The sequence below is a fragment of the Pseudomonas sp. S2_E01 genome (assembly GCF_054668365.1).
This window is the reverse complement of sequence record NZ_CP162762.1, coordinates 1,148,873-1,172,955: the sequence shown is the minus strand read 5'-3', so window position 1 is coordinate 1,172,955 and position 24,083 is coordinate 1,148,873. Positions and strand designations below refer to the sequence as shown.

The 24,083-nt window shown below is 65.2% G+C and carries 2 protein-coding genes (1 of these 2 cut by a window edge); both read right to left on the bottom strand.

The genetic code is table 11. The features are described 5' to 3' along the window. Positions 1–11,745: the 5' portion of a non-ribosomal peptide synthase/polyketide synthase gene (locus AB4O36_RS05390; RefSeq protein WP_460141186.1), read on the bottom strand. 1,707 nt of this gene lie to the left of the window's left edge; only the first 11,745 of its 13,452 coding nucleotides appear in the window; the start codon lies at positions 11,743–11,745; its stop codon lies beyond the left edge, outside the window. Next, the gene (locus tag AB4O36_RS05385) at positions 11,745–24,083 is read right to left on the bottom strand and encodes a non-ribosomal peptide synthetase (RefSeq protein WP_460141185.1); all 12,339 of its coding nucleotides are present in this window, start codon (positions 24,081–24,083) and stop codon (positions 11,745–11,747) included. The genes AB4O36_RS05390 and AB4O36_RS05385 overlap by 1 nt, the downstream gene beginning before the upstream one ends.

The window sequence follows — 24,083 nt, the reverse complement described above, 5'->3', positions numbered from 1 at the left end:
GCGCAGGGCACGGGACAGTTCGCCGGTGAGGCGGAACTGCACCGAGTCGCCATCGAACGACGGCACCAGGCCGCGCGGGTTGTCCGTCGGCAGCGACAATTGGCCGCTGTAACCGGCCAACTGTCCCTTCCAGTAAACGGCCTGCTGCCCGAGCACGCCCTGCTGTTCCAGCGCCTGTTGCCACAGGGCGAAGTCGGAATATTGCACGTCCAGCGCTGGCAAGCGCGCGGTGTCCGGGTCTTCGCCCAGGTGGTAGGTCTGCACCAGTTCGTTGACCAGCACGCCCATCGACCAACCGTCGGAAATGATGTGGTGCATGCAGAACAACAACACATGCTCGCTCGCCCCCAGGTGCAGGATGCGCCCGCGCCACAATGGCGCCTGTTCCAGGTCGATGGGCGTGCGCACGTTGTCCAGCGCGGCCTGGGCCACGTGTTCTTCCTGGGCGCTGCGCGAAAAGCCGGACAGGTCGGTCAGCGGGAAGTCCACCGGCACCTGCTCGCGGATCAGGGCAATCGGGTCGCCCTCATCGTCCTGGGCATAGGCGGTGCGCAGCACTTCATGTCGCTGCACCACGGCAGCAAAACTGCCGATCAGCCGCTGGATGGACAACTCGCCGCGCAGGCGCAGGGCCATCGGCATGCCATAAGCGGAGGTGCCGCCGGCCAGTTGCTCGGCGATCCACAAACGGCGCTGTACCAGCGACAACGGCGCGACGGATTTGCGGCCAAGGGCCAACAGCGGCGGCACCTCGACCATCGGTTTGCCTTGCTCTTGCATCCACACCGCCAGATCCTGAAGCCGTGGATGGCTGAACAGGTCGCGCAGGCTCAACGGGTAATCCGTCAGCTTGCGCAAGCGCGACACCGCCTGGGTCGCCAGCAACGAATGGCCGCCCAGTTCGAAGAAGTGATCATTGCGCCCGACCTGCTCAAGCTCCAGCACCTCTTGCCAGACCGTGGCGATCTGCTGTTCCAGCCCCCCGACCGGGGCGATGAAGCCGCCCGTCGCCGCCGTGGCATCCACCTTCGGCAAGGCCTTGCGGTCGATCTTGCCGTTGGGGCTCATCGGCAGAGTTTCGAGCAGCAACACATGGGCCGGCACCATGTAGTCCGGCAGGCTCTCGCGCAGGCGCGCCTTGATTTCATCACGCACCTGGGCCGCCCGCTCGCCTCGCGCCAGTGCGGGGTCGTCAAACGCCACGTAGGCCACCAGTTGCTGACCGATGGCCGCCGGTTGCGCCACTACCAATGCCTGGCGCACCGACGGCGCCTGTAACAGGTGGGTCTCGATTTCGCCCAGTTCGATACGAAATCCGCGAATCTTCACCTGATGGTCCAGGCGCCCGGAGTAGTCGATCAAGCCGTCGGGGCGATAACGCGCCAGGTCGCCGGTGCGGTACAGGCGACCGCCGCCGACCGGGTCGAACGGGTCGGGAATGAAGCGCTCGGCGGTGAGGTCGGGCCGGTTGAAGTAACCTCGGGCGAGCAAGTCGCCGCCGATCACCAGCTCACCGACCACGCCGACCGGTGCCGGCTGGCCGTGGATGTCCAACACGTGCAGGCCGCGACCTGGCAACGCATGACCAATCGGCATGGTTGCCGGTAATGGTTTCAGGCGCTGGGCGTAGTCGGTGCACACCAGTTCCGTGGCGCTGACCGTGGCTTCGGTCGGGCCGTAGGTGTTGAGCAGGCGCACATGGCCCAGCCCCGCCTTGGCCCAGGTGGCGACGCCTTCCGGTGGCATCGCCTCGCCGCCGACGCTGACCAGGCGCAGCACACCGTAATCACGCGGTGCGCTGGCGGCGAAGTCCTTGACCAGCATGTTCCAGTAGGCCGTGGTCAAGTCGCTGACGGTGATCCGCTGCTGCATCACCGCGCGGTGCCAGGTCTCGCTGTCCCAGATGTCCGAACCACGCAGAATCACCGTCGCGCCGCAGATCAGCGGTGGATAAAGCTGCTCCACGAAGGCATCGAAGTTGAACGTGGCAAATTGCAGACAACGGTCCGCCGCACTCAGGCCATGGAAGCCCACGGTGGCCAGGGTGTGCCGCGACAGCGCCGAGTGCTCGATGGCCACGCCTTTCGGACGCCCGGTGGAACCGGAGGTGAACATCACATAGGCGAGGTTGCGCGCACCGCAGCGTACCGACAGGTTGTCGTCCTGCGCCGGCAACTGGAGGTGATCGAGGCTGAGCGCGGTCACCCCCTGCACGACCGGCAATGCGCCCTGCAAGTGGCTTTGGGTCAGCAACAGACGCAGGCCGCTGTCCTCGATCATCGCCCCGAGGCGTTCGGCCGGGTATTCCGGGTCCAGCGGCACATACGCGCCACCGGCCTTGAGCACGGCCAGCAGGCTGACGATCATCGCCACCGACCGCTCCACGGCGATGCCCACGAGCACATCCGGGCCGACGCCGTGCTGTACCAGCAGGCGCGCCAACTGGTTGGCCTGGGCATTGAGCGTGGCGTAACTCAGGTGTTGATCGTTGAAGACCAGCGCGATGGCGTCCGGCGTACGGGCCACCTGCTGCTCGAAGATCTGCTGCACGCGGCGCTCATCGCCCGGTTGCGCAAGAGGCTCGCGCAATACCCCAGGCGTCAGGGTGAACTCACCCAGACAACGCTCGTCGGGCGCCTGCACCATCTGCTGCAACAACTCGCCGAAACACGCCGCCAGTTGCGCGATGCCGCCGCCGTCGAACTGCTGGCGGTTGTAGCTGAACTGCAAGGACAACTGCTCGCCGAGCATCACCGACAGGGTCAGCGGGTAGTTGGTCTGTTCGAAGTTCGCCACCTCGCCGAAGCGCAGCGCTGGCGAGCCGCCCTGTTGCAGGGCCCCGGCAATTGGGTAGTTCTCGAACACCAGGATGTTGTCGAACAGCGCTTCACCGCCCTGCCCGGCCCAGCGCTGGATGTCGAACAGCGGCGTATGTTCCTGCTCGCGCAACGACAGGTTCTGCGCCTGCACCTGTTGCAACCATTGCGCCAAGGCTTGCTCGGCACGGGGGCTGGCGATGACCGGCAAGGTGTTGATGAACAGGCCGATCTGTTGCTCGACGCCAGCCAGTTGTGCCGGACGCCCGGACACCGTGGCGCCGAAGCACACCGTGTCCTGGCCGGTGCAACGCTGCAACAGCAGCAGCCAGGCGGCTTGCACCAGGGTGTTGGCGGTGACTTTGTGGCGGCGCGCAAACTGTTGAAGGTCGGCGGTGCGCTGGCGGTCGAGTTCGAGGACGTACTCGCCCTGTTCCGCTGGCTCGCTGTCATTGTGGATAAGTGCCTTGGCCAGACAGGTCGGCTCTTCGAAGCGGGTCAGTTGCGCCTTCCAGAAATCTTCGCTGACCTTGCCGTCCTGGAGCGCCAGCCATTGGATGTAATCGCGATAACGCCCGCTGCCCAGAACGGGGACCTGGCCGTGGTAACGCTGCAACACGTCGCCCAACAACTGCGAATTGCTCCAGCCGTCCATCAGGATGTGGTGGCTGGTGTAGATCAGTTGATAACGCTCGGCAGCGAGCTGCACCAGCACCAGGCGCAGCAACGGCGCCGCTTGCAGATCGAAACCCTGCTGACGCTGTTCGCTCGCCAACTGTTCAAGGGCGGCGGGCAGATCGCTGCGCTCGCGCCAGTCCAGCACGCTGAACGGCACCGGCAGATCCTTGTGGATCACTTGCAACGGACGCTGCACCTCTCCGTCCCAGACAAAACTGCTGCGCAGCACATCGTGGGCGTCCATCGCCGCCTGCCAGGCCTCGCGGAAACGCTCGACCTGCAAGCCGTCCACTGCCACGCACAGTTGATTGATGTAGTCGCCGGCCTGTTGCTCGTAGAGGGTGTGGAACAGCATGCCCTGTTGCATCGGCGACAGCGGGTAGATGTCTTCGACTTGGCGCGGTGTGACCGCCAGGGTGTCGAGTTGTGCCTGGTTCAGCGCGGCCAGTGGGAAGTCGGACGGCGTCAGGCCCTGGTGCAACGGCTGGCAGCAGTGTTCGATCAGGCGCTCCAGCTCGCGACCATAGGCTTGGGCCAGGCGCTCGATGGTCACTGCGTCGAACATCTGCCCGCTGAAGGTCCAGGCGATGCTCAGCTCGCCGCCATACACCCGGCCATTGAGGGTCAGCCAGTTATCCAGCGCCGCTTGCGGGCTCTGGTGGGCGCCCGCCGATTCGCTGGCCGGGGTGAACAGTGCGTCGTCGGTGAAACCGGCGTCGAACTGGCCCAGGTAGTTGAAGGTTATGCGCGGCACGGGCAATGCCTTGAGGGTCTGCCGTGCCTGCTCGTTGCCCAGGTAGCGCAACGCGCCAAACCCCAAACCCCTGTCGGGAATGGCGCGCAGTTGCTCCTTGATCGCCTTGATCGACGCAGCGGTATCAGCGGCCGGGGTGAGGCGAACCGGGAACAGGCTGGTGAACCAGCCGACGCTGCGGCCGAGGTCCAGGTCGTCGAACAACGCTTCGCGGCCGTGGCCTTCGAGCTGGATCAGGGTCGAGGCTTGACCGGTCCAGTCGCCGATCACCTGCGCCAGCGCCGTCAGCAGCAGGTCGTTGATCTGCGTGCGGTAGGCGGCGGGCGCCTGCTGCAAAAGTTGGCGGGTCCGTTGCGAGTCGAGTCGAGTCTCGACATGCAGCGCATGGCGGTTGTGCAATTCGCCGTGAGGTCGATCACACGGCAGGTCCACCGGCGCGCCGTGCAACTGCGCGGTCCAGAAACCGAGCTGCGCTTGCATCGCGGCGCTGTCGGCCTGAGCTTGCAGGCGGCGCGCCCAGGCCTGGGTGGAACTGGTCTTGGCCGGCAGCTTGAGCGCCTGGCCAGCCTGCAACTGTTCGTAAGCCTGTTGCAGATCTTCCAGAAGGATGCGCCACGACACCCCATCGACCACCAGGTGATGGATCACCAGCAACAAGCGCTGGCTGCCATCGGCCATGTTCGCCAGCACCGCACGTAGCAGCGGGCCGTTGGCGAGGTCGAGGCTGCGCTGGGCCTGTTCGGCCAACTGTTCGAGGGCCTCGGTATCCGCGACATTGGCCTGCCACAGCAGGGGCTGCTCGGCCAGATCGCGGTGGCTGGCGAGCACGGCGCCATTCTCCAGGTTGAACGAAAGGCGCAGGGCGTCATGGTGCCTCACCAGCGCCTGCAACGCCCGTTGCAGGTGGTCGGCGTGCAACGGCTTGGCGGTCTTGAGCATCACCGACTGGTTCCAGTGGTGCGGCTCGGCCAGGTCACGTTCGAAGAACAACTGTTGGAACGGCAACAACGGCGTCGAGCCGGTCACGGGGCCTTGCTCGATGCTCAACGCACCTTCGCCCACCGTGGCCACTGCGGCCAGACTTTGTACGGTCTGGTGCAGGAACAGATCCTTGGGGTTGAAATGAATCCCGACCTGACGGGCGCGGCTGACCACCTGGATCGAGATGATCGAGTCGCCGCCCAGCTCGAAGAAATTATCGCCGGTGCCAATTTGCTCACGCCCGAGCACGCTTTGCCAGATCTGCACCAGCACCTGTTCCACCGCCGTGGTCGGTGCGCTGTAGGCGTGGCTGCTGGTCTGGATGTCAGCCTTGGGCAGCGCCCTGCGTTCCAGTTTGCCGTTGGGGCTGACCGGCATTTTCTCCAGCCACTGCCAATGCTGCGGCACCATGTAGTCCGGCAGGCTTTGGCCCAGGTGCGCCTTGAACACTTGCGCCAGGGCATGGTGGCTGGCGTCGTCGGCGTGCAGCAGCGCGGTGTCGACGGGCACCACGTAAGCCACCAGCATTGTGCCGTCCTGGGCGATGACCACGGTTTCCCGCACGGCGTCGTGCTCGGCCAGGCGCGCTTCGATCTCGCCCAGCTCGATGCGCAGACCACGGACTTTCACCTGATGGTCGATGCGTCCGGCGTATTCAATCACGCCATCGGCGCGGTAACGGGCCAGGTCGCCGGTGCGGTACAGGCGTGCGCCTGCGCCGAACGGGCTGGTGACAAAACGCTCGGCGGTCAGTGCCGGACGTCGGTGATAACCCCGCGCCAAGCCTTCGCCGCCCAGGTACAGCTCACCAATCACGCCCACCGGCAACGGCGCCAGTTCAGCGTCGAGGATGTAGGTGGACAGGTTGGCAATCGGCTGGCCGATCGGCACCCCGTCATGCCCTTCATCGACACAGGTCCAGTGGGTCACGTCGATGGCCGCTTCGGTCGGGCCATAGAGGTTGTACAGCGAGGCGTTGGGCAACTTGGCGAACACCTGCTGCTGCGCGTCCACTTGCAGGGCCTCGCCGCTGCACACGATGCGCGTCAGGCTGGTGCAGGTGGCCACGGCCGGGTCCTGCACGAACACCTGCAACATCGAAGGCACGAAGTGCAGCGTGGTGATGCCGTGCGCGGTGATCAGCTCGATCAGTTTTGCCGGATCGCGATGCGCGCCGGGGGCGGCGACTACCAGGGTGGCACCGGTCAGCAGCGGCCAGAAGAACTCCCAGACCGACACGTCGAAACTGAACGGGGTCTTTTGCAGGACCTTGTCGCTGGCGTCCAGGCCATAGGCCTGCTGCATCCAGCACAGGCGGTTGACCAGCGCCGAGTGACGGTTGGCCGCACCCTTGGGTTTGCCGGTGGAGCCGGAGGTGTAGATCACATAAGCGAGGTTTTCCGGGTCCAGGGCCAGGCACGGGTTGGCGTCGCTGCGCCCGCCCAGCCAGTCGTCGTCCTGATCCAGCACCAGGCTGCGCAGGCCCGGCGGAATCGGCAGGTGCCCCAGCAGGTGGTTTTGCGTCAGCAGCAGTTCGATGCCGCTGTCTTCGAACAGGTAGGCCAGGCGTTCGGCCGGGTACTCCGGGTCCAGCGGCACGTAGGCACCGCCGGCCTTGAGGATCGCCAGCAGGCCGACGACCATTTCCACCGAGCGCTCCACGGCGATGCCCACCAGCACATCTGGGCCGACGCCCTGCTCGATCAACACCTGCGCCAACCGGTTGGCCCGTGCATTGAGCGCGGCGTAGCTCAGGCGCTGCTCGCCGAATACCAGCGCGCAGGCGTCCGGCGCGTTGGCCACCTGCTCTTCGATCAGGGCGTGTACCGGGCGCTGCAACGGGTAATCGGTTGCCGTGGCGTTCCAGTCGGCGACCATGCGCTGGCGCTCGTCGTCATCGAGCAAGGCCAGTTGCGCCAGCGGACGGTTCACGTCGGCCGCGAGGCCCCGCAGCAGGTTCACCCAGTGGCGCCCCATGCGTTCGATGGTGGCGGCCTCGAACAGGTCGGTGGCGTAGGTCAACGAGGCGTGCAGCCCTTGCGGGTTGTCGCTGGTGTCCAGGGTCAGGTCGAACTGCGAGTTGCGGTGCTCCCATCTGAGGGTGTCCAGCTCAAGGCCCGGCAATGCGGCGGCCATGTTCGACTCGGCTTCAGTGCGATGGTTGAACATCGCCTGGAAAAGCGGGCTGTGGCTGAGGTTGCGCTGCACCTGCAAGGCATCCACCAGTTGCTCGAACGGCAGGTCCTGATGCATTTGTGCGGCCATCGCCGTCTGCCTGACCTGTTGCAGCAACTGGGCGCCGCTCATCGAGCTATCGAACTCGGCACGCAGCACCTGGGTGTTGACGAAGAAGCCGATCAGGCGCTCGGTTTCCAGGCGGTTACGGTTGGCGATCGGCACGCCGACGCGGATGTCGGCCTGGCCGCTGTAGCGGTGCAGCAACGCCTGGAACGAGGCCAGCAACAGCATGAACAGGGTGACGTTTTCGCGGCGGGCCAGGGCTTTCAGCTCGGCGGCCAAGGCCGGCTCGATGCCCACCTGCAGGCGTGCGCCGGCAAAACTCTGTTGCGCCGGGCGTGGATGATCAGTCGGCAATTCCAGCAGCGGTTGTTCACTGCCCAGTTGCCCGGTCCAGTACGCCAACTGGCGCTCGCGCTCGCCGGCCGCCATCCACTGGCGTTGCCACACGGCGTAGTCGGCGTACTGCACCGGCAAGGCCGGCAATGGCTGGGCCGAGTAAAGCGCCAGCAGATCGTCGATCAGCACCTGCAACGACCAGGCGTCGGAGACGATGTGGTGCATGGTCAGGATCAGCACGTGGTCCTGCTCACCGACCTGCAACAGCACGCAGCGCACCCGCTCACCGTCGAGCAGGTTGAACGGGCGCTGGGTCTCAGCTTCGACGAAGGCCCGGATGCTGGCCTCGTCGCCCTGCGCGAGGCGCTCCTCACGCAAATCGATGTGGCCACTCGACTCGATCACCTGCACGGTGCGCCCGTCGTCCTCGACGAAGGTGGTGCGCAGGCTTTCATGACGCTCCACCAGGTCTGCGAAGCTGCGTCGCAGCGCGGGCTTGTCCAGTGCACCGCGCAGGCGCAACGCAGTGGGAATGTTGTAGGCGGCGCTGTGCGGGTCGAGTTTCCACAGGAACCACTGGCGTTCCTGGGCAAACGACAACGGCAGCGGCTGCTCGCGCGACACACGGCTGATCACCGCTGGCTGGTCGCCCTGCCCGGCGTCCAGGGCCTGGACGAAATCCGCCAGTACACTGTGCTCGAACAGGCTGCGCAGCGGCACCTGAATGTCCAGCAGGCGACGCACCCGCGACACCACCTGGGTGACCAGCAGCGAGTGGCCGCCCAGTTCGAAGAAGTTGTCGTCCAGGCCCACGCGCTCAAGCTTGAGCACGTCCTGCCAGATGGCGGCCACCTGCTGCTCGCGTTCACTGCGCGGCGCCCGGTACTGCGCCTGCAACTGGTTGACATCGGCGGCCGGCAGGGCCTTGCGGTTGAGTTTGCCGTTCGGGGTCAGCGGCAGGTGCGCCAGGAACAGCAGGTACGCGGGCACCATGAACTCCGGCAGGCATCCCTTCAGCGCAGACTTGAGTTGGTCACGCCGTTGTTGCTGCGCCTCGGGGTCATCGAGGTCCAATTGCGGGGCCACCACATAGGCCACCAGTTGCTGGCTGCCCAGCGCCTCTTGGGCCAATACCACCACCTCGCGCACGTCGGGCTGCTCAAGCAGGCGTGCTTCGATTTCCCCCAATTCGATGCGGAAGCCGCGAATCTTCACCTGATGGTCGATGCGCCCCATGTATTCGAGCACGCCGTCGTGGCGGTAGCGCGCCAGGTCGCCGGTGCGGTACAGCCGCGAACCCTGGCCGAACGGATCGGGCAGGAAACGCTCGGCGGTCAGCGCCGGGCGGTCGTGGTAACCACGGGCCAGGCCATCGCCGCCGATCAGCAGTTCGCCGATGGCGCCCGCCGGGTTCGGCGCCAGTTCGTCACCGAGGATGTACAGCGTGGTGTTGGCAATCGGCTGGCCGAGGTATGGCCGGCGCTGGTCTTCGGTCAGTTGCCAGGCCGCCGACCAGATGGTGGTTTCGGTCGGGCCATAGAGGTTCCACACCTGCCCCGCCAGCCCCAGCATGCGCTGGGCCAGGTCGTCGGCCAGGGCTTCGCCGCCGCAGAAGAATTTGCAGCCGCGCAGGATTGGCGCCTGCTCGTGATCCAGCAGCATGCGCCAAGTCGAGGGCGTGGCCTGCACGACGCTGACCTGCTGCGCGTCGATCAAAGTCAGCAGCGCCTGCGGGTCCTGGGCGGTCTGTTTGTCCACCAGCACCACGCTCGCCCCGCAGAGCAGCGGGCCGTAGATTTCCAGGCCAAAAATATCGAACGAGAAGGTGGTCAGCGACAGCATGCGGTCACAGGCTGTAAGCCCTGGCGCACGGACCATGCTGGTGACGAAATTCACCAGCGCCTGATGGCGCACCATCACGCCCTTGGGCTTGCCGGTGGAACCGGAGGTGTAGATCGCATAGGCGAGGTTTTCGCCGTCGATGCGCACCTGCGGATTCGCTTCGCTATAGCCGCTGGCGTGCAGGCCCTGCGGGTCGAGCAGCAGCGTTTGCACCTCACGTGGAATCGGCAAGGCGTCCAGCAAATGCGCCTGGGTCAGCAGCAATTGCAGGCCGCTGTCCTCGATCATGTGGGCCAGGCGGTCCTGCGGATACTGCGGATCGAGCGGCACGTAAGCGCCACCGGCCTTGAGGATCGCCAGCAAGCCGACGAGCATTTCAAGGCTGCGATCAATGGCGATGCCCACCAGTCGATCCGGACCGACACCCAGCTCGATCAGGCGATGGGCCAGTTGGTTGGCCCGGCCGTTGAGCTGCGCGTAATCCAGCGCCTGCCCGTCGAACACCAGCGCCGTGGCCGCTGGCGTTCGCTGGGCCTGGGCTTCGATCAACTGATGGATGCACCAGTCGCGCGGATACTCGGCGGCGCTGTGGTTCCAGTCCACCAGCACCTGATGTTGTTCTTCGCTGTCCAGCAGCGCCAACTCGCCCACCCTCTGTTGCGGGTCGGCGACGACGCTGCGCAACAAATTTTGCCAATGGCGGGCGAGACGTTCGATGGTCTCGCGCTCAAACAGGTCGGAAGCGTAGGTCAACTGCGCGCCAAGGCCCTGGGCGTCGTCGAAGGTTTCCAGGGTCAGGTCGAACTGCGCGGTATGCGCAGGCTGGCGCAGGTGTTCAATCGTCAGCGCCTGGGTGTTGGCGCGGGCCTGACTACCGCCGGTGCTGCCCTGGTGGTTGTACATGACCTGGAACAGCGGGCTGTAGCTCAGGCTGCGTTCCGGTTGCAGCGCTTCGACCAGTTGCTCGAAAGGCAAATCCTGATGGGCCTGGGCCGCCACCACTGTGTGCTTGACCTGGGCCAGCAGCGTGCTGAAGCGTGCCTGCGGCTCCAGTTCGCTGCGCAGCACCTGGGTGTTGACGAAGAAGCCAACCAGCCGCTCGGTCTCGACCCGGTTGCGGTTGGCGGTCGGCACGCCGACGCGAATGTCGGCCTGGCCGCTGTAGCGGTGCAGCAAGGTCTGGAACGAAGCCAGCAACAGCATGAACAGCGTGACGTCCTGGGCCTTGGCGACCGCGCGCAGTTGCTCAGCCAGCGTCGCCGGTAGCGCCAGTTCGACCCGCGCACCGCGCAGGCTCTGCACCGCCGGGCGCGCATGATCCGTGGGAAGCTCCAGCACCGGGTGTTCATGGCCCAACTGCGTTTGCCAGTAAGCCAACTGACGCTCGCGCTCACCGGCTTCCATCCAGTGCCGCTGCCAGATGCCGTAGTCGGCGTATTGGATCGACAGCGCCGGCAATGCCGGTGCCTGACCCTGACGGTAGGCGTTGTAGAGGTGCAGCAGCTCTTCGACCATGACCCGCATCGACCAGCCATCGGAGGCGATGTGGTGCTGGGTCAGGGTCAGCATGTGTTCAGCGGCGCCCAGATGCAACAGGCTGACGCGCAGCAGCGGGCCGTTGATCAGGTCGAACGGCAGCGCGGTTTGCGTGGCGACGAAGGCCTCGACCTGCGCATCACGGGGTAATGCCGCCGGCGATAGATCCAGTTCATGCACATCGACGGTCAACGCCATGTGCGCGTGGATCACCTGCTCCGCACGGTCATCCTGCTGGCGGAAGGTGGTGCGCAGGCTCTGGTGGCGCTCGATCAGGGCATTGAAGCTGCGTTCCAGTGCCGCCACATCCAGCTCCCCGTGCAAGTGCAGGGCGCTGGGGATGTTGTAGGCGGCGCTGGTTTCGTCCATCTGCCAGAGGAACCACTGGCGTTCCTGAGCGAAGGAAAGTGGCACCGGATCGAACTGCGACTGGGTTTCCGGGATCGGCAGGTTGGCCGGCGACACCCCTTCTTCAAGCATCTTTTGCAGATACACCCTGCGCTTGTCGAGCGGCAAAGTAATGAAGCGCCGCGCAATCTTCAAAGCGACATTGGTATCCATCAAGCTTCCTCCATTTCGTCAAGCAGGGCGTCCAGCTTGCTCAGTTTCAACGAGTCGACCTGCTCACCGGCAGCGGCCAGACGGCTGACGAAATCTGTCAGTACGGGGTATTGAAAAATCAGTTGCGGGGTCAGTTTCAGCCCCAGTTCCAGTTGCAGCCGCGACACCACGTTCACCGCCAGCAGCGAATGCCCGCCGAGCTCGAAGAAGTGGTCACTCCGGCCCACGCGGTCCAGGGTCAGCACTTGCTGCCAGATCGCCGCGACCTGCTGTTCCAGCTCGCTGACCGGCGCCACGAAGCTCGCTTGCAGGTGGCTGGCATCGGCCGCCGGCAGGGCCTTGCGGTCGAGCTTGCCGTTGGGGGTCAGTGGCAATTGCGCAAGGAACAACCAGTGGGCCGGCACCATGTACTCGGGCAGGCTGTTCTTGAGGCGTGCCTTGAGTTCCTCGCGCAGCTGGCGTTGCGCCTCGGCATCGTCGAGCGCCAGTGAGCCGGCCACCACGTAGGCGACCAGTTGCTGGCCCCCGGCGACGTCCTGGGCGAGCACCGCCACCTCATCGACACCCGCTTGTTGCAGCAGGCGGGTTTCGATTTCGCTCAGCTCGATGCGGAAACCGCGGATCTTCACCTGATGGTCGATCCGCCCGCGGTACTCGATGACGCCATCGGCGTGGTAACGGCTGAGGTCGCCGGTGCGATACATCCGCTCGCCCTTGCCAGCGAACGGATTCGGCACGTACTTCTCGGCGGTCATCGCCGCGCGCCCCAGATAGCCACGGGTGATGCCGGCACCGGCCAGGTACAGCTCGGCACTGACGCCCTGCGGCACCGGTTGCAGGTTGGCATCCAGCAGGTAGCTGGCGGTGTGCTTCAGCGGCCGGCCGATGTTTGCCGTGCCGCCGGCGGCGCGGCGGGTCCAGGTGGAATAAGTGGTGTCTTCGGACGGGCCGTAGAGGTCGTAGACGTGTTCGACCGTTGGCTGTTGGTAAAGCGCATCGACCAGCGACTGCTTCAAAGGCTCGCCCGCCAGGTTGATGATGCGCACGCTCGGTGGAATCTGCCCCGCCGCGTGCAGCGCGTTGATCGCCGACGGCACGGTGTTGATCAGGCGTACCTGATCCCGCGCCGGCAACTGCGGCAACTCCAGGGCGTTACGGGCAATGACCAGCGAACCGCCGTTGGCCAGGGTGACGAACAGCTCCCACACCGACAGATCGAAGCACACCGAGGTTGAGGCCAATACACCTTGGATGTCGTCACGGCTGTACACCGATTGCGACCAGTCGATCAGCGCCAGCACGTTGCGATGGGCGATGGCTACGCCTTTTGGTTTACCAGTAGAGCCCGAGGTGTAGATCACGTAGGCGAGGTTGTCCGGCGTGGCGCGGCTCAGCGGCGCGTGCTGTGGATAACCCGCCCATCCCTGCGCGGCATCCATCAGCAGCACTTGAGTGTCGCTGGCCACGGTGAGGTTCTGCGCCACCGCCGACTCGCTGATCAGCACACGAGCGCGGCTGTCTTCAAGCATGTAGGCCACACGCTCGGCGGGGTAATCCGGGTCCAGCGGCACGTAGGCGCCACCGGACTTGAGCACCGCGAGCAGTGCCACCAGCAGTTGTTCGGAACGCTGCATGGCCACGCCGACCCGCACTTCCGGGCCGACACCCAGCTCGATCAGCTTGTGCGCCAAGCGGTTGGCCTGGGTGTCGAGTTCGGCGTAGCTCAAGGTCAATGTGCCGAAGGTCACGGCCAGTGCATCAGGAGTTGCTGCCCCCTGCCGGGCGATCAACTCGTGGATGCACAGGTTGTCGGCAAAGCCCTCGCCCGTGAGGTTCCAGTCGTCGACGATGCGCTGTTGCTGTGCCGGATCGAGCAACGTTAACTCGCCGAGGCAACGTTCGCCGCCCTTGGTCATCTGGCTCAGCAGATGTTGCAACTGACTGGCCATTTGCGCCAAGGCCGGCGCGGCGAACGCGTTGCGCTGGTAGCTGAAATGCAGTTGCAGTTCGTGGTCCAGGCTCACCAGCAAGGTCAGCGGGTAGTTGGTCTGTTCGCGGCTCGCCACCGGGCCGAAGCGCAACCCTTGTGGCGCACCCTGCTCCAGCGCCTGGGAGACCGGGTAGTTCTCGAACACCATCAAGGTGTCGAACAGCGCTTCTCCGCCCTGCCCGGCCCAACGCTGGATATCAAACAACGGCGTGTGTTCGAACTCGCGCAACGCCAGGTTGTGCGCCTGCAACACCTGCAACCAACTGGCCAGTGAATGCTCGGCACGCGGCGTGGCGATCACCGGCAAGGTGTTGATGAACAGGCCAATCTGCTGCTCCACACCCGGCAGTTCCGCCGGACGCCCGGCGACCGTGGCACCGAACGCCACGGTGTCCTTGCCGGTGTAGCGCTGCAACAGCAGCAGCCACGCGCCCTGCACCAGGGTGTTGACCGTGACTTTCGAGGCCCGGGCGAATTCGCCCAATTGTGCAGTCAGCCCAGCGTCCAGCACCTGGAAATGATCGCCGTAACCGTGCTCGCCGGGCGCTGGCGGCGTAAGGGTCTGAGCCAGTCGCGTCGGTTCTTCCAGCTCGCGCAAGGCCGGCACCCAGAACGCTTCGCTGGCCGCAGCATCCTGGCGTTGCAGCCAGGCAATGTAATCTCGGTAGCCCCCGGTCTGGCCCGCGACAACCTGCCCGCTGTAGCGTTGCAGCACTTCACCGAGCAACTGCGAATTGCTCCAGCCGTCCATGAGGATGTGGTGGTTGGTGTAGATCAGGTGATGGCGCCGCTCATCAAGACGCACAATCACCAGGCGCAGCAGGCTGGCATCACCGAGGTGCAGTTGCTGGCGCTCGCGGTCGGCCAGTTCCCGCAGGGCCTGTTCCGGCTGTGGGTGCGCTCGCAGGTCGTGCAAGCCGTAAGGCATCGGCGCATGTTTGCTGACGACTTGCACCGGCGCCGGCAACTCACCCTGCCAGACAAAACGCGTGCGCAGGATGTCGTGGGCTTCGACCGCCGCCTGCCAGGCCTGATGGAAGCGTTCGGGGTCGAGGCCTTCGACGTCGAGGCGCATCTGGTTGATGTAGTCGCTCGAGGTTTCCTGGTAAACGGCGTGGAAGAGCATGCCCTGTTGCATCGGCGACAGCGGGTACACGTCCTCGATCAGCGCCGCCGGCAGCGGCAGGCGATCCAGTTGCGCCTGGCTGAGCCGGGCCAGCGGGAAGTCCGACGGCGTGACACCGCCGTGGCCGGCCGCGCAGCAATGGGTGATCAACGCGTGCAGTTCGTGAGCGTAGTCGTCGGCCAGGCGCTGAATGGTCGCTTCATGGAACATCTCGCGGCTGAAGGTCCAGCCCAGGGTCAGCTCACCGCCGTAAACCTGACCATTGAGCGCCAGTTGGTTGGCCAGTGGCGCCGCAGCATCCAGTTCGTCCCCGGCCGCTTCGCCGGACGGCACGAACAACGCGCCACCTTCGGCGTTGAAACTGCCGTCGAACTGGCCCAGGTAGTTGAAGGTCAGGCGTGGCACTGGCAATTGGGCGAGGATTTGCTGCCCAGCGGCGTCGCCCAGGTGGGCCAGCGCGCCGAAACCGAGGCCCTTGTCAGGGATCGAGCGCAGTTGTTCCTTGATCTGTTTCAGGCAATCACCCAGCTCGGCCACCGGGGTCAGGCGCGCCGGGTACAGGCTGGTGAACCAGCCGACGGTGCGGGTCAGGTCGACGCCGTCGAACAGTTCTTCGCGACCATGGCCTTCAAGCTGGATCAACGCACTGTCGGCGCTGGTCCAGCGCACGATGACGCGGGCCAGCGCGGTCAGCAGCAGGTCGTTGACCTGGGTGCGATAGGCTTTAGGGGCGTCTTGCAGCAGTTGCCGGGTGAGGTCGCGGTCCAGTTGCGTGCGCACCGTCACGGCGTGGCGGTTTTGCAGGCTGCCTGCGGGGTTGTCCAGCGGCAGCGCGCCGTCGGCACCGGAAAGCCGCTGTTGCCAGTTGGCCAGTTCGGCTTGTAACGACGGGCTGCGGGCATAGGTTTGCAACTGTTGCGCCCAGGCCCTGGCCGAGGTGGTTTTCGTCGGCAGTTGCAGCGCTCGGCCCTGGGCCAGTTGGCCATAGGCCGTTTGCAGGTCGTCAAACAGAATCCGCCACGACACGCCGTCCACCACCAGGTGATGGATCGCCAGCATCAGTCGCTGGCTGCCGTCGCCGAGGTTTGCCAGCAGCGCCCGCAGGAGCGGACCCTGCTGAAGATTCAAGCTGCGTTGTGCCCGGCTGGCAGCGACTTCCAGTTCGCTGACATCGGCCACGTCGACCGCCCACACCAGCGCATCATGCTGGCTGCCGGGCGCCTGGTAATGGGCATGCCAGCCATCCGCCTGCTCGATGAAGCTCAGGCGCAGGCCGTCGTGATGATCCACCAGCGCGCCGAGTGCTTGCTCCAGCAGATGGGTGTCGAGCGGTTGCGTGGGTTTGAGCATCACCGCCTGGTTCCAGTGCTGGCGCTCCGGGATGGCCTGCTCGAAGAACAATCGCTGCACCGGCAGCAATGCCAGCTCACCGCTGACCGGTCCTTGCTCAATCAGTGGCGGCGCCTCGCCAACCCGCGCCACCACGGCCAGGGCCTGGATGGTCTGGTGCTGGAAGAGGTCTTTCGGAGTAAAACGAATCCCGGCATGACGAGCGCGGCTGACCACCTGGATCGAGACGATCGAGTCCCCGCCCAGTTCAAAGAAGTTGTCGCCCAGGCCCACCCGCTCCAGCTTCAGCACGTCTTGCCAGATCGCGGCCAGTTGCTGCTCCAGCGCGCTTTGCGGCGCCATGTAGGTTTGCTGCAATTGGCTGACATCGGGCTTGGGCAGGTTCTTGCGGTCAAGCTTGCCATTGGGCGTCAGCGGCAGGCGTTCCAGCACCAGCACGTAGGCCGGCACCATGTGCGCCGGCAACGTGGCCTTGAGCTGCTCGCGCAGCTGTTCGGCAAAATCGCTGCGCGCGGCATTCACCGCATCGACCACCACGTAGGCGACCAGGCGCTTGCCGCTGCCGGCGCTGCCTTCCTGGGCCACGACCACCGCTTCGCGCACCCCGGCGAGGGCTTGCAGGCTGGCTTCGACTTCCCCCAGTTCAATGCGGAAGCCGCGAATTTTCACCTGGTTGTCGATGCGGTCCAGGTAGTCGAAGGTGCCGTCGATGCGTTGGCGCACCAGGTCGCCGGTGCGGTACAGCAAACCGCCGACGGTGCTGAACGGGTCTGCAACAAAGCGCTCGGCGGTCAGGCCCGGACGGTTCAGGTAACCCCGGGCCAGCCCGGTGCCGCCCAGGTACAGCTCGCCCGCCATGCCGTGGGGCAACAGGTTCAGGTCGGCGTCGAGCACGTAGGCACTGCGGTCGCCGATGCGGCTGCCGATGGGCGCATAGGCGGCGCCGCAGGGCACCTCGCGTCCGGCTTTCCAGATCAGTGGCGTGACCACGGTTTCGGTCGGGCCGTAGCCGTTGATGATGTAGTCCGGGTCGAGCGCACGCTTGACCCGCTCGAAACTGGCAGCCGGCACGGCGTCGCCGCCGAAGCAGTAGATACGCACTTTCGGCGGGTGGCCTTCGCGCTCGGCATGCTCGGCCAGTTGTTGCAGGTACACCGGTGGGAATGCCACCACTGTCACACCATGTTCGCGCATGGCGTTGCAGGTTTGCTCCGGGGTCCACAGGCTGTCGTCGCGGATCAGCAGCGACGCGCCATGGGTCAGGCTGGTCAGCCAGCGCTCATGGGCGCCGTCGAAGGCGAAGGACATGAAATGGAATTCGCAATCGCTGTCGCGCATCTCGTAGCGCTCGCCGATGGCCTGGCAGTGCATGGCCAGCGGGCCGTGGGCGACGCTGACGCCCTTCGGGTTACCTGTAGAGCCTGAGGTGTAAATCACGTAAGCCAGGTGCTGCGGGTCGAGAGTCACTTGCGGCGCGCTGGTTGGCTGGTCGTCGAGGACAAGACGGTCCAGCTCCAACACTGTGCCATTGACCGGCAATTGCGCCGACACCGAAGAGTCGGTCAGCAACAGGGCCAGGCCCGAATCCTCAATCAGGTAGGCCAGGCGATCGCGTGGGTAACGGGTGTCCAGCGGCACATAGGCGCCCCCGGCCTTGAGCACCGCCAGCAGCGCGATGATCACCCCTTCGCTGCGCGGCAAGGCCACGCCAACCCGGCTTTCCGGGCCGACACCCCGGGCAATCAGCGCGTGGGCCAGGCGGTTGGCGCGCTGGTCGATCTCACCAAAGCTGAAGCGGCGACCGGCGAAGATTACCGCCGTGCGTTCAGGTTGCTGCGCTGCCCATTCGGCGATGCGTTGATGGACCGCCACGTCGACCGGGTACGGTTGCGGGTGGTTGGCGGCTTGCTGCTCGGCCAGTTCGTCCGCGTTGGTCAGGGCGATTTCGCCCAGGCGACGCTCGGCGGATTCGCTGAATTGCGCCAGCAAATGCAACAAGTGGCCGCCGATGCGCTCGATGGCCGCCAGCGGGAACCGTGCCCGGTCGAAGCTCAACTGCAGGGCCAGCGCCTGGCCCAGGGTCACGGCGATGCTCAGCGGGTAGTGGGTCTGTTCCAGGTTGGCGACTTCGCCAAACACCACACCCTGCTCGGCGCCCTGTTGCAGCGCCTGGGCAATCGGGTAGTTCTCGAATACCAGGATGTTGTCGAACAGCGCTTCGCCGCTCTGCCCGGCCCAGCGCTGCACGTCCGCCAGCGGCGTGTGCTCGAACTCGCGCAGGCTGAGGTTTTGCGCCTGCACCGCCTGCAGCCAGGCCGCCACAGTCTGGTCCGGACGCGGCATGCCGATCACTGGCAAGGTGTTGATGAACAGGCCGACCTGTTGCTCGATGCCGGGGATGTCAGCCGGCCGACCGGCGACCGTGGCGCCGAACGCCACGCATTCATGGCCGGTGTAGCGTTGCAGCAACAGCAGCCACGCCGCTTGCACCAGGGTGTTGACGGTGACTTTTTGCTGGCGGGCAAACGCTTCCAGCGATTGGGTGTGCGCAGGCGTCAGGCTGAGGAAATGATCGCCATGACCGCTCAGGCTGCCGCTCCCAGCCACCACCTGGGCCAGGCGCGTCGGCTCCTGCAACAGCGCCAGTTGTTCGCGCCAGTAATCCTCGCTGGCTTGTGCATTTTGGCGTTGCAACCAGCCGATGTAGTCGCCATAACGCCCGGCAGCGGCCGGCGGGGTGTGGCCGCGATAACGTTGCAGCACTTCCCCCAGCAGTTGCGAATTGCTCCAGCCATCCATGAGGATATGGTGATGGGTGTAGATCAGGTGCCAGTCATTCGCAGCCGTTTGCACCAGCACCAGACGCAGCAACGGCGCCTGGCCGAGATCGAAGCCCTGCTGGCGCTCGACATCTGCCAGAGCGGCCAATGCATCAGCCAGATCACTGCGATCGCGCCAGTCGAGCACGCTGAACGGCAATTTCACCTGCTTGTGCACGATCTGGATCGGCTGCTCAAGCTGCCACACGAAACCGGTTCGCAGAATGTCCTGGGCGTCGACGGTCGCCTGCCACGCGGCGCGGAAACGTTCGGGGTCGAGGCCCTGAACGTCGACCCGCAGTTGATTGATGTACTCGCCCGCCGCCTGCTCGTACAGGGTGTGGAACAACAGGCCCTGTTGCATCGGCGACAGCGGGTACAGGTCGTCCAACTGGCCGGCGGCAACCGGCAATCCGTCGAGCTGCGCCTGAGTCAGGCGCGCCAGCGGGAAGTCCGACGGGGTAGCCTGCGGGCTTTCGAGGGCGCAGCAATGCTCGATTACCGCCTCGAGTTCGGTGGCGTACTGCCCGGCCAGTTGCTCGATGGTGCGACGGTCGAACATCTCGCTGCTGAAACCCCAGCTCATGGCCAATTCGCCGCCATACACCTGGCCTTCGACCGTCAGCCAGTTGGCCAGCGGTGCAGACGGATCCTGCGCCGCGCCGTGGCCTTCGCTCGACGGCACGAACAACGCCGCCTCGTCGAACTGGCGGTCGAACTGGCCCAGGTAATTGAAGGTGATGCGCGGTGTCGGCAGCGCCGCCAACACAGCGCCGATGGCTGGGTCTGCCAGATAGCGCAATGCGCCATATCCCAGGCCCTTGTCCGGCACGGCGCGCAGTTGTTCCTTGATGGACTTTATCGAAGCCCCGACCTCGGCGCCCGGCGTCAGGTTGACCGGGAACAGGCTGGTGAACCAGCCGACGGTGCGGGTCAGGTCGATGTCGTCGAACAGATCTTCGCGACCATGACCTTCGAGCTGAATCAACGTACTGCCCTGCCCGGTCCATCGGCACACCACCCGCGCCAACGCCGACAGCAAGAGGTCGTTGACCTGGGTGCGGTAGGCCGCCGGGGCATCCTGTAACAACCTGCGGGTTTGCGCGGCATCGAGGCGGATCTCGACTTTCTGCTCGAAACGGTTTTCCAAGGCGCCATTGGCGTGATCGCACGGCAGCTCGCCCGAGGCGTCGCGCAATTGCGTCTGCCAGTGATCGAGGCTGTGCTGGAACACCGGCAGATGCGCTTGCAGGCGCGCGACCCAGTGCTGATAGGCGCTGGTCTTGGCCGGCAACGCCGCGCCCTGTCGGTAGCACTGTTGCAGGTCTTCCAGCAGGACCCGCCACGACACACCGTCCACCACCAGGTGATGGATCACCAGCAGCAGGCGCTGGCTGCCGTCGTACAGGTCCACCAACAGCGCCCGCAGCAACGGGCCCTGTTGCAGGTCGAGACTGCGCTGGGCTTCTTCGCACAGATCCAGCAAGGCCTGCGCCGAATCGGCCTGACGCTGCCACAACACCGAATCAGCCATCAGCCCGGCATAGGCCTGCTGCCATTGCGCGCCGTCGAATTCATAACGCAGACGCAAACCATCATGGTGCTTGAGCAGTCGCTGCAACTCTTGATCCAGCCTTGCGCCGTCGAGGCGCTCGCGAGGGATCAGCAACAACGACTGGTTCCAGTGCTGACGCTCGGGGATGGCTTGGTCGAAGAACCAATGCTGAACCGGCGACAGGGCCACGGCGCCTGTTGCCAGCCCTTGGTCGATGAGGTTCTGCTCGCCGCTGCGCGCCACTTGCGCAAGGCTGCGCAGGGTCTGATGCTGGAACAGGTCCTTGGGGCTCAACAGGATGCCGGCCTGACGGGCGCGGCTGACCACCTGCATCGAGACGATGGAGTCGCCACCCAGTTCGAAGAAGTTGTCTTCCAGGCCGATGGCGTCAACCGCCAGGACGTCTTGCCAGATTGCCGCGAGGGCTTTTTCCAGAGCGCTGCCGGGGGCGACGTGTTCGCGCTGCTGCTGGCTGCCGTCCACTGCCGGCAGGGCCTTGCGGTCGAGCTTGCCATTGGGGGTCAACGGCAAGGCGTCGAGAAACAGCAGGTACGCCGGGACCATGTAATCCGGCAGATACTGGCGCAATGCGGCCTTGAGGGTTTCACGCAGGCCGACCTGAGCGTGGGCATCGCCCGCCACAATGGCCGTATCGCTGGGCACTATGTAGGCCACCAGTTGCTGGCCATGGCCGCTGTCCTGGGCCAGTACCGCCAGTTCGCGCACGGCCGCCTGTTGCAGCAGGCGCGCCTCGATTTCGCCGAGTTCGATACGGAAACCGCGCACCTTGACCTGATGATCGATGCGCCCGCGGTACTCGATGACGCCATCGGCGTGGTAACGGCTGAGGTCGCCGGTGCGATACATCCGCTCGCCCTTGCCAGCGAACGGATTCGGCACGTACTTCTCGGCGGTCATCGCCGCGCGCCCGAGGTAGCCACGGGTGATGCCGGCGCCTGCCAGGTACAGCTCGGCGCTGACGCCTTGCGGTACCGGTTGCAGGTCGGCATCCAGCAGGTAGCTGGCGGTGTGCTTCAGCGGGCGGCCGATGTTGGCGATGCTACCTGCGGTGCGGCGGGTCCAGGTGGAATAAGTGGTGTCTTCGGATGGGCCGTACAGGTCGTAGACGTGCTCGACCGTATCTTGCTCGTAGAGCGCGTCCACCAGCGACTGCTTCAGCGGCTCACCCGCCAGGTTGATGATGCGCACGCTCGGCGGGATCTGCCCCGCCGCGTGCAGGGCGTTGATCGCCGAGGGTACGGTGTTGATCAGGCGCACCTGATCCCGTGCCGGCAATTGCGGCAACTCCAGGGCGTTACGGGCAATGACCAGCGAACCGCCGTTGGCCAGCGTGACGAACAGCTCCCACACCGACAGGTCGAAGCAAACCGAAGTCGACGCCAATACACCTTGGACGTCGTCACGGCTGTACACCGATTGCGACCAGTCGATCAGCGCCAGCACATTGCGATGGGCAATCGCCACGCCTTTCGGTTTGCCGGTGGAACCGGAGGTGTAGATCACGTAGGCGAGGTTGTCCGGCGTGGCGCGGCTCAGCGGCGCATGGTGCGGACGGCTTGCCCACTCTTGCGCGTCGTCCATCAACAGCACTTGAGTGTCGCTCGCCACATCGAGGTTCCGCGCCACTGCCGACTCGCTGATCAGCACACGAGCGCGGCTGTCTTCAAGCATGTAGGCCACGCGCTCAGCCGGGTAATCCGGGTCCAGCGGCACATAAGCGCCACCGGCCTTGAGCACCGCAAGCAGCGCCACCAGCAGTTGTTCGGAACGCTGCATGGCCACGCCGACCCGCACTTCCGGGCCGACGCCCAGCTCGATCAACTTGTGCGCCAGGCGGTTGGCCTGGGTGTCGAGTTCGGCGTAGCTCAGGTTCAATGTGCCAAAGGTCACGGCCAGTGCATCAGGAGTTGCTGCCCCCTGCCGGGCGATCAGTTCGTGGATGCACAGGTTGTCGGCAAAACCATCGCTGGCAGGGTTCCAGTCACGGACGATGCGCTGGTATTCGGCGCTTTCCAGCAGCGGCAAGTCGCTGATGCGTTGCTGGCTGTCACTGACCATGCCCTGCAACAGGCGAGTCCAGTGTCGGGCCATACGCTCGATGGTACAGGCGTCGAACAAGTCATTCGCGTAGGTCAGCGCCGCGTGGAGGGTGCCGGCCTTTTCATAGGTGTCCAGGGTGAGGTCGAACTGGGTGGTGCGCCCTTCCCACTCGATGGCGCCCAGCTCCAGGCCCGAGGCGGTGGTGACAGTGGCAATGTCCGCGACTTGCGGCTGGTGGTTGTACATCACCTGGAACAGCGGAGTGTGGCTGAGGCTGCGTTCCAGCTTCAAGGCCTCGACCAGACGCTCGAACGGCAAGTCCTGATGGGCCTGGGCGCCGAGGGCGGTTTCCTTGATAGCGCCAAGCAGATCGGCCACGCGGGTCTGGCCGTCCAGTTGCGTGCGCAGCACCTGGGTGTTGACGAAGAAACCAATCAGACCTTCGATTTCGCCGCGGTTGCGGTTGGCGATGGGCACGCCGATGCGAATGTCGGTCTGCCCGGTATAGCGGTGCAGCAGCACGTTGAACGCGCCGAGCAGCAGCATGAACAGGGTGACGTTGTGCTTCTGTGCGGTGGCGCGCAGTTGTTCAGCCAACCGGGCGTCAACGCCGAATTCGTAGCGGGTACCGCGATAGCTCGGCATCGCCGGACGCGGATGGTCGATGGGCAACTCCAGCACGGGATGCTCGTCGCCCAGCCGCGCCTGCCAGTATTCCAATTGCCGAGCCTGTTCGCCGGCCTCCAGCCAGCGACGTTGCCACAGGGCGTAGTCGCTGTACTGGATCGGCAGCTCAGCCAGTTGCGGTTGCTGGCCGACATCAAAGGCGTCGTAGCAGCGAATGAACTCGTCGATCAGCACGTTCATCGACCAGCCGTCGGAAACGATGTGGTGCAAGGTCAGCAGCAGCACGTGTTCCTGCTCCGCCAGCTTGAGCAACTGCACCCGCAGCAACGGGTCGACTGCCAGATCGAACGGCAGCAACGATTGTTGCTGGGCGGCGTGGGCCACAGCCTGCTCGCGCTCCTGCGCCGGTAGCGCGCTGAAGTCGACGTTGTCGACTTGCAACACCGTGCTGGCCGGCACCTGCACAAGGCGCTCGTCAGCCTGACGCTGGAACACCGTGCGCAGGGTTTCGTGACGCGCCACCAGGCTTGCGAACGCCTGATCCAGCGCCGCAGGGTTGAGGCGACCTTTCAGACGCACGGCACCGGGCAAGTTGTAGGCACCGCTGTGCGGGTCCAGTTGCCACAGAAACCACATGCGTTGCTGAGCGTAGGACAGCGCCTGCCGGTCCTCGGCCTCGACCCCCTGGGGGATCGGAAAACGGGCGAAATCCACACCCTCCTTGTGCAAGGCCGCGAGGAACATCTGGCGCTTCTCCAAAGGCAACCCGATAAACCGGCGAGCAAGTTTCAAGGAGTCTTCAGCATTCAT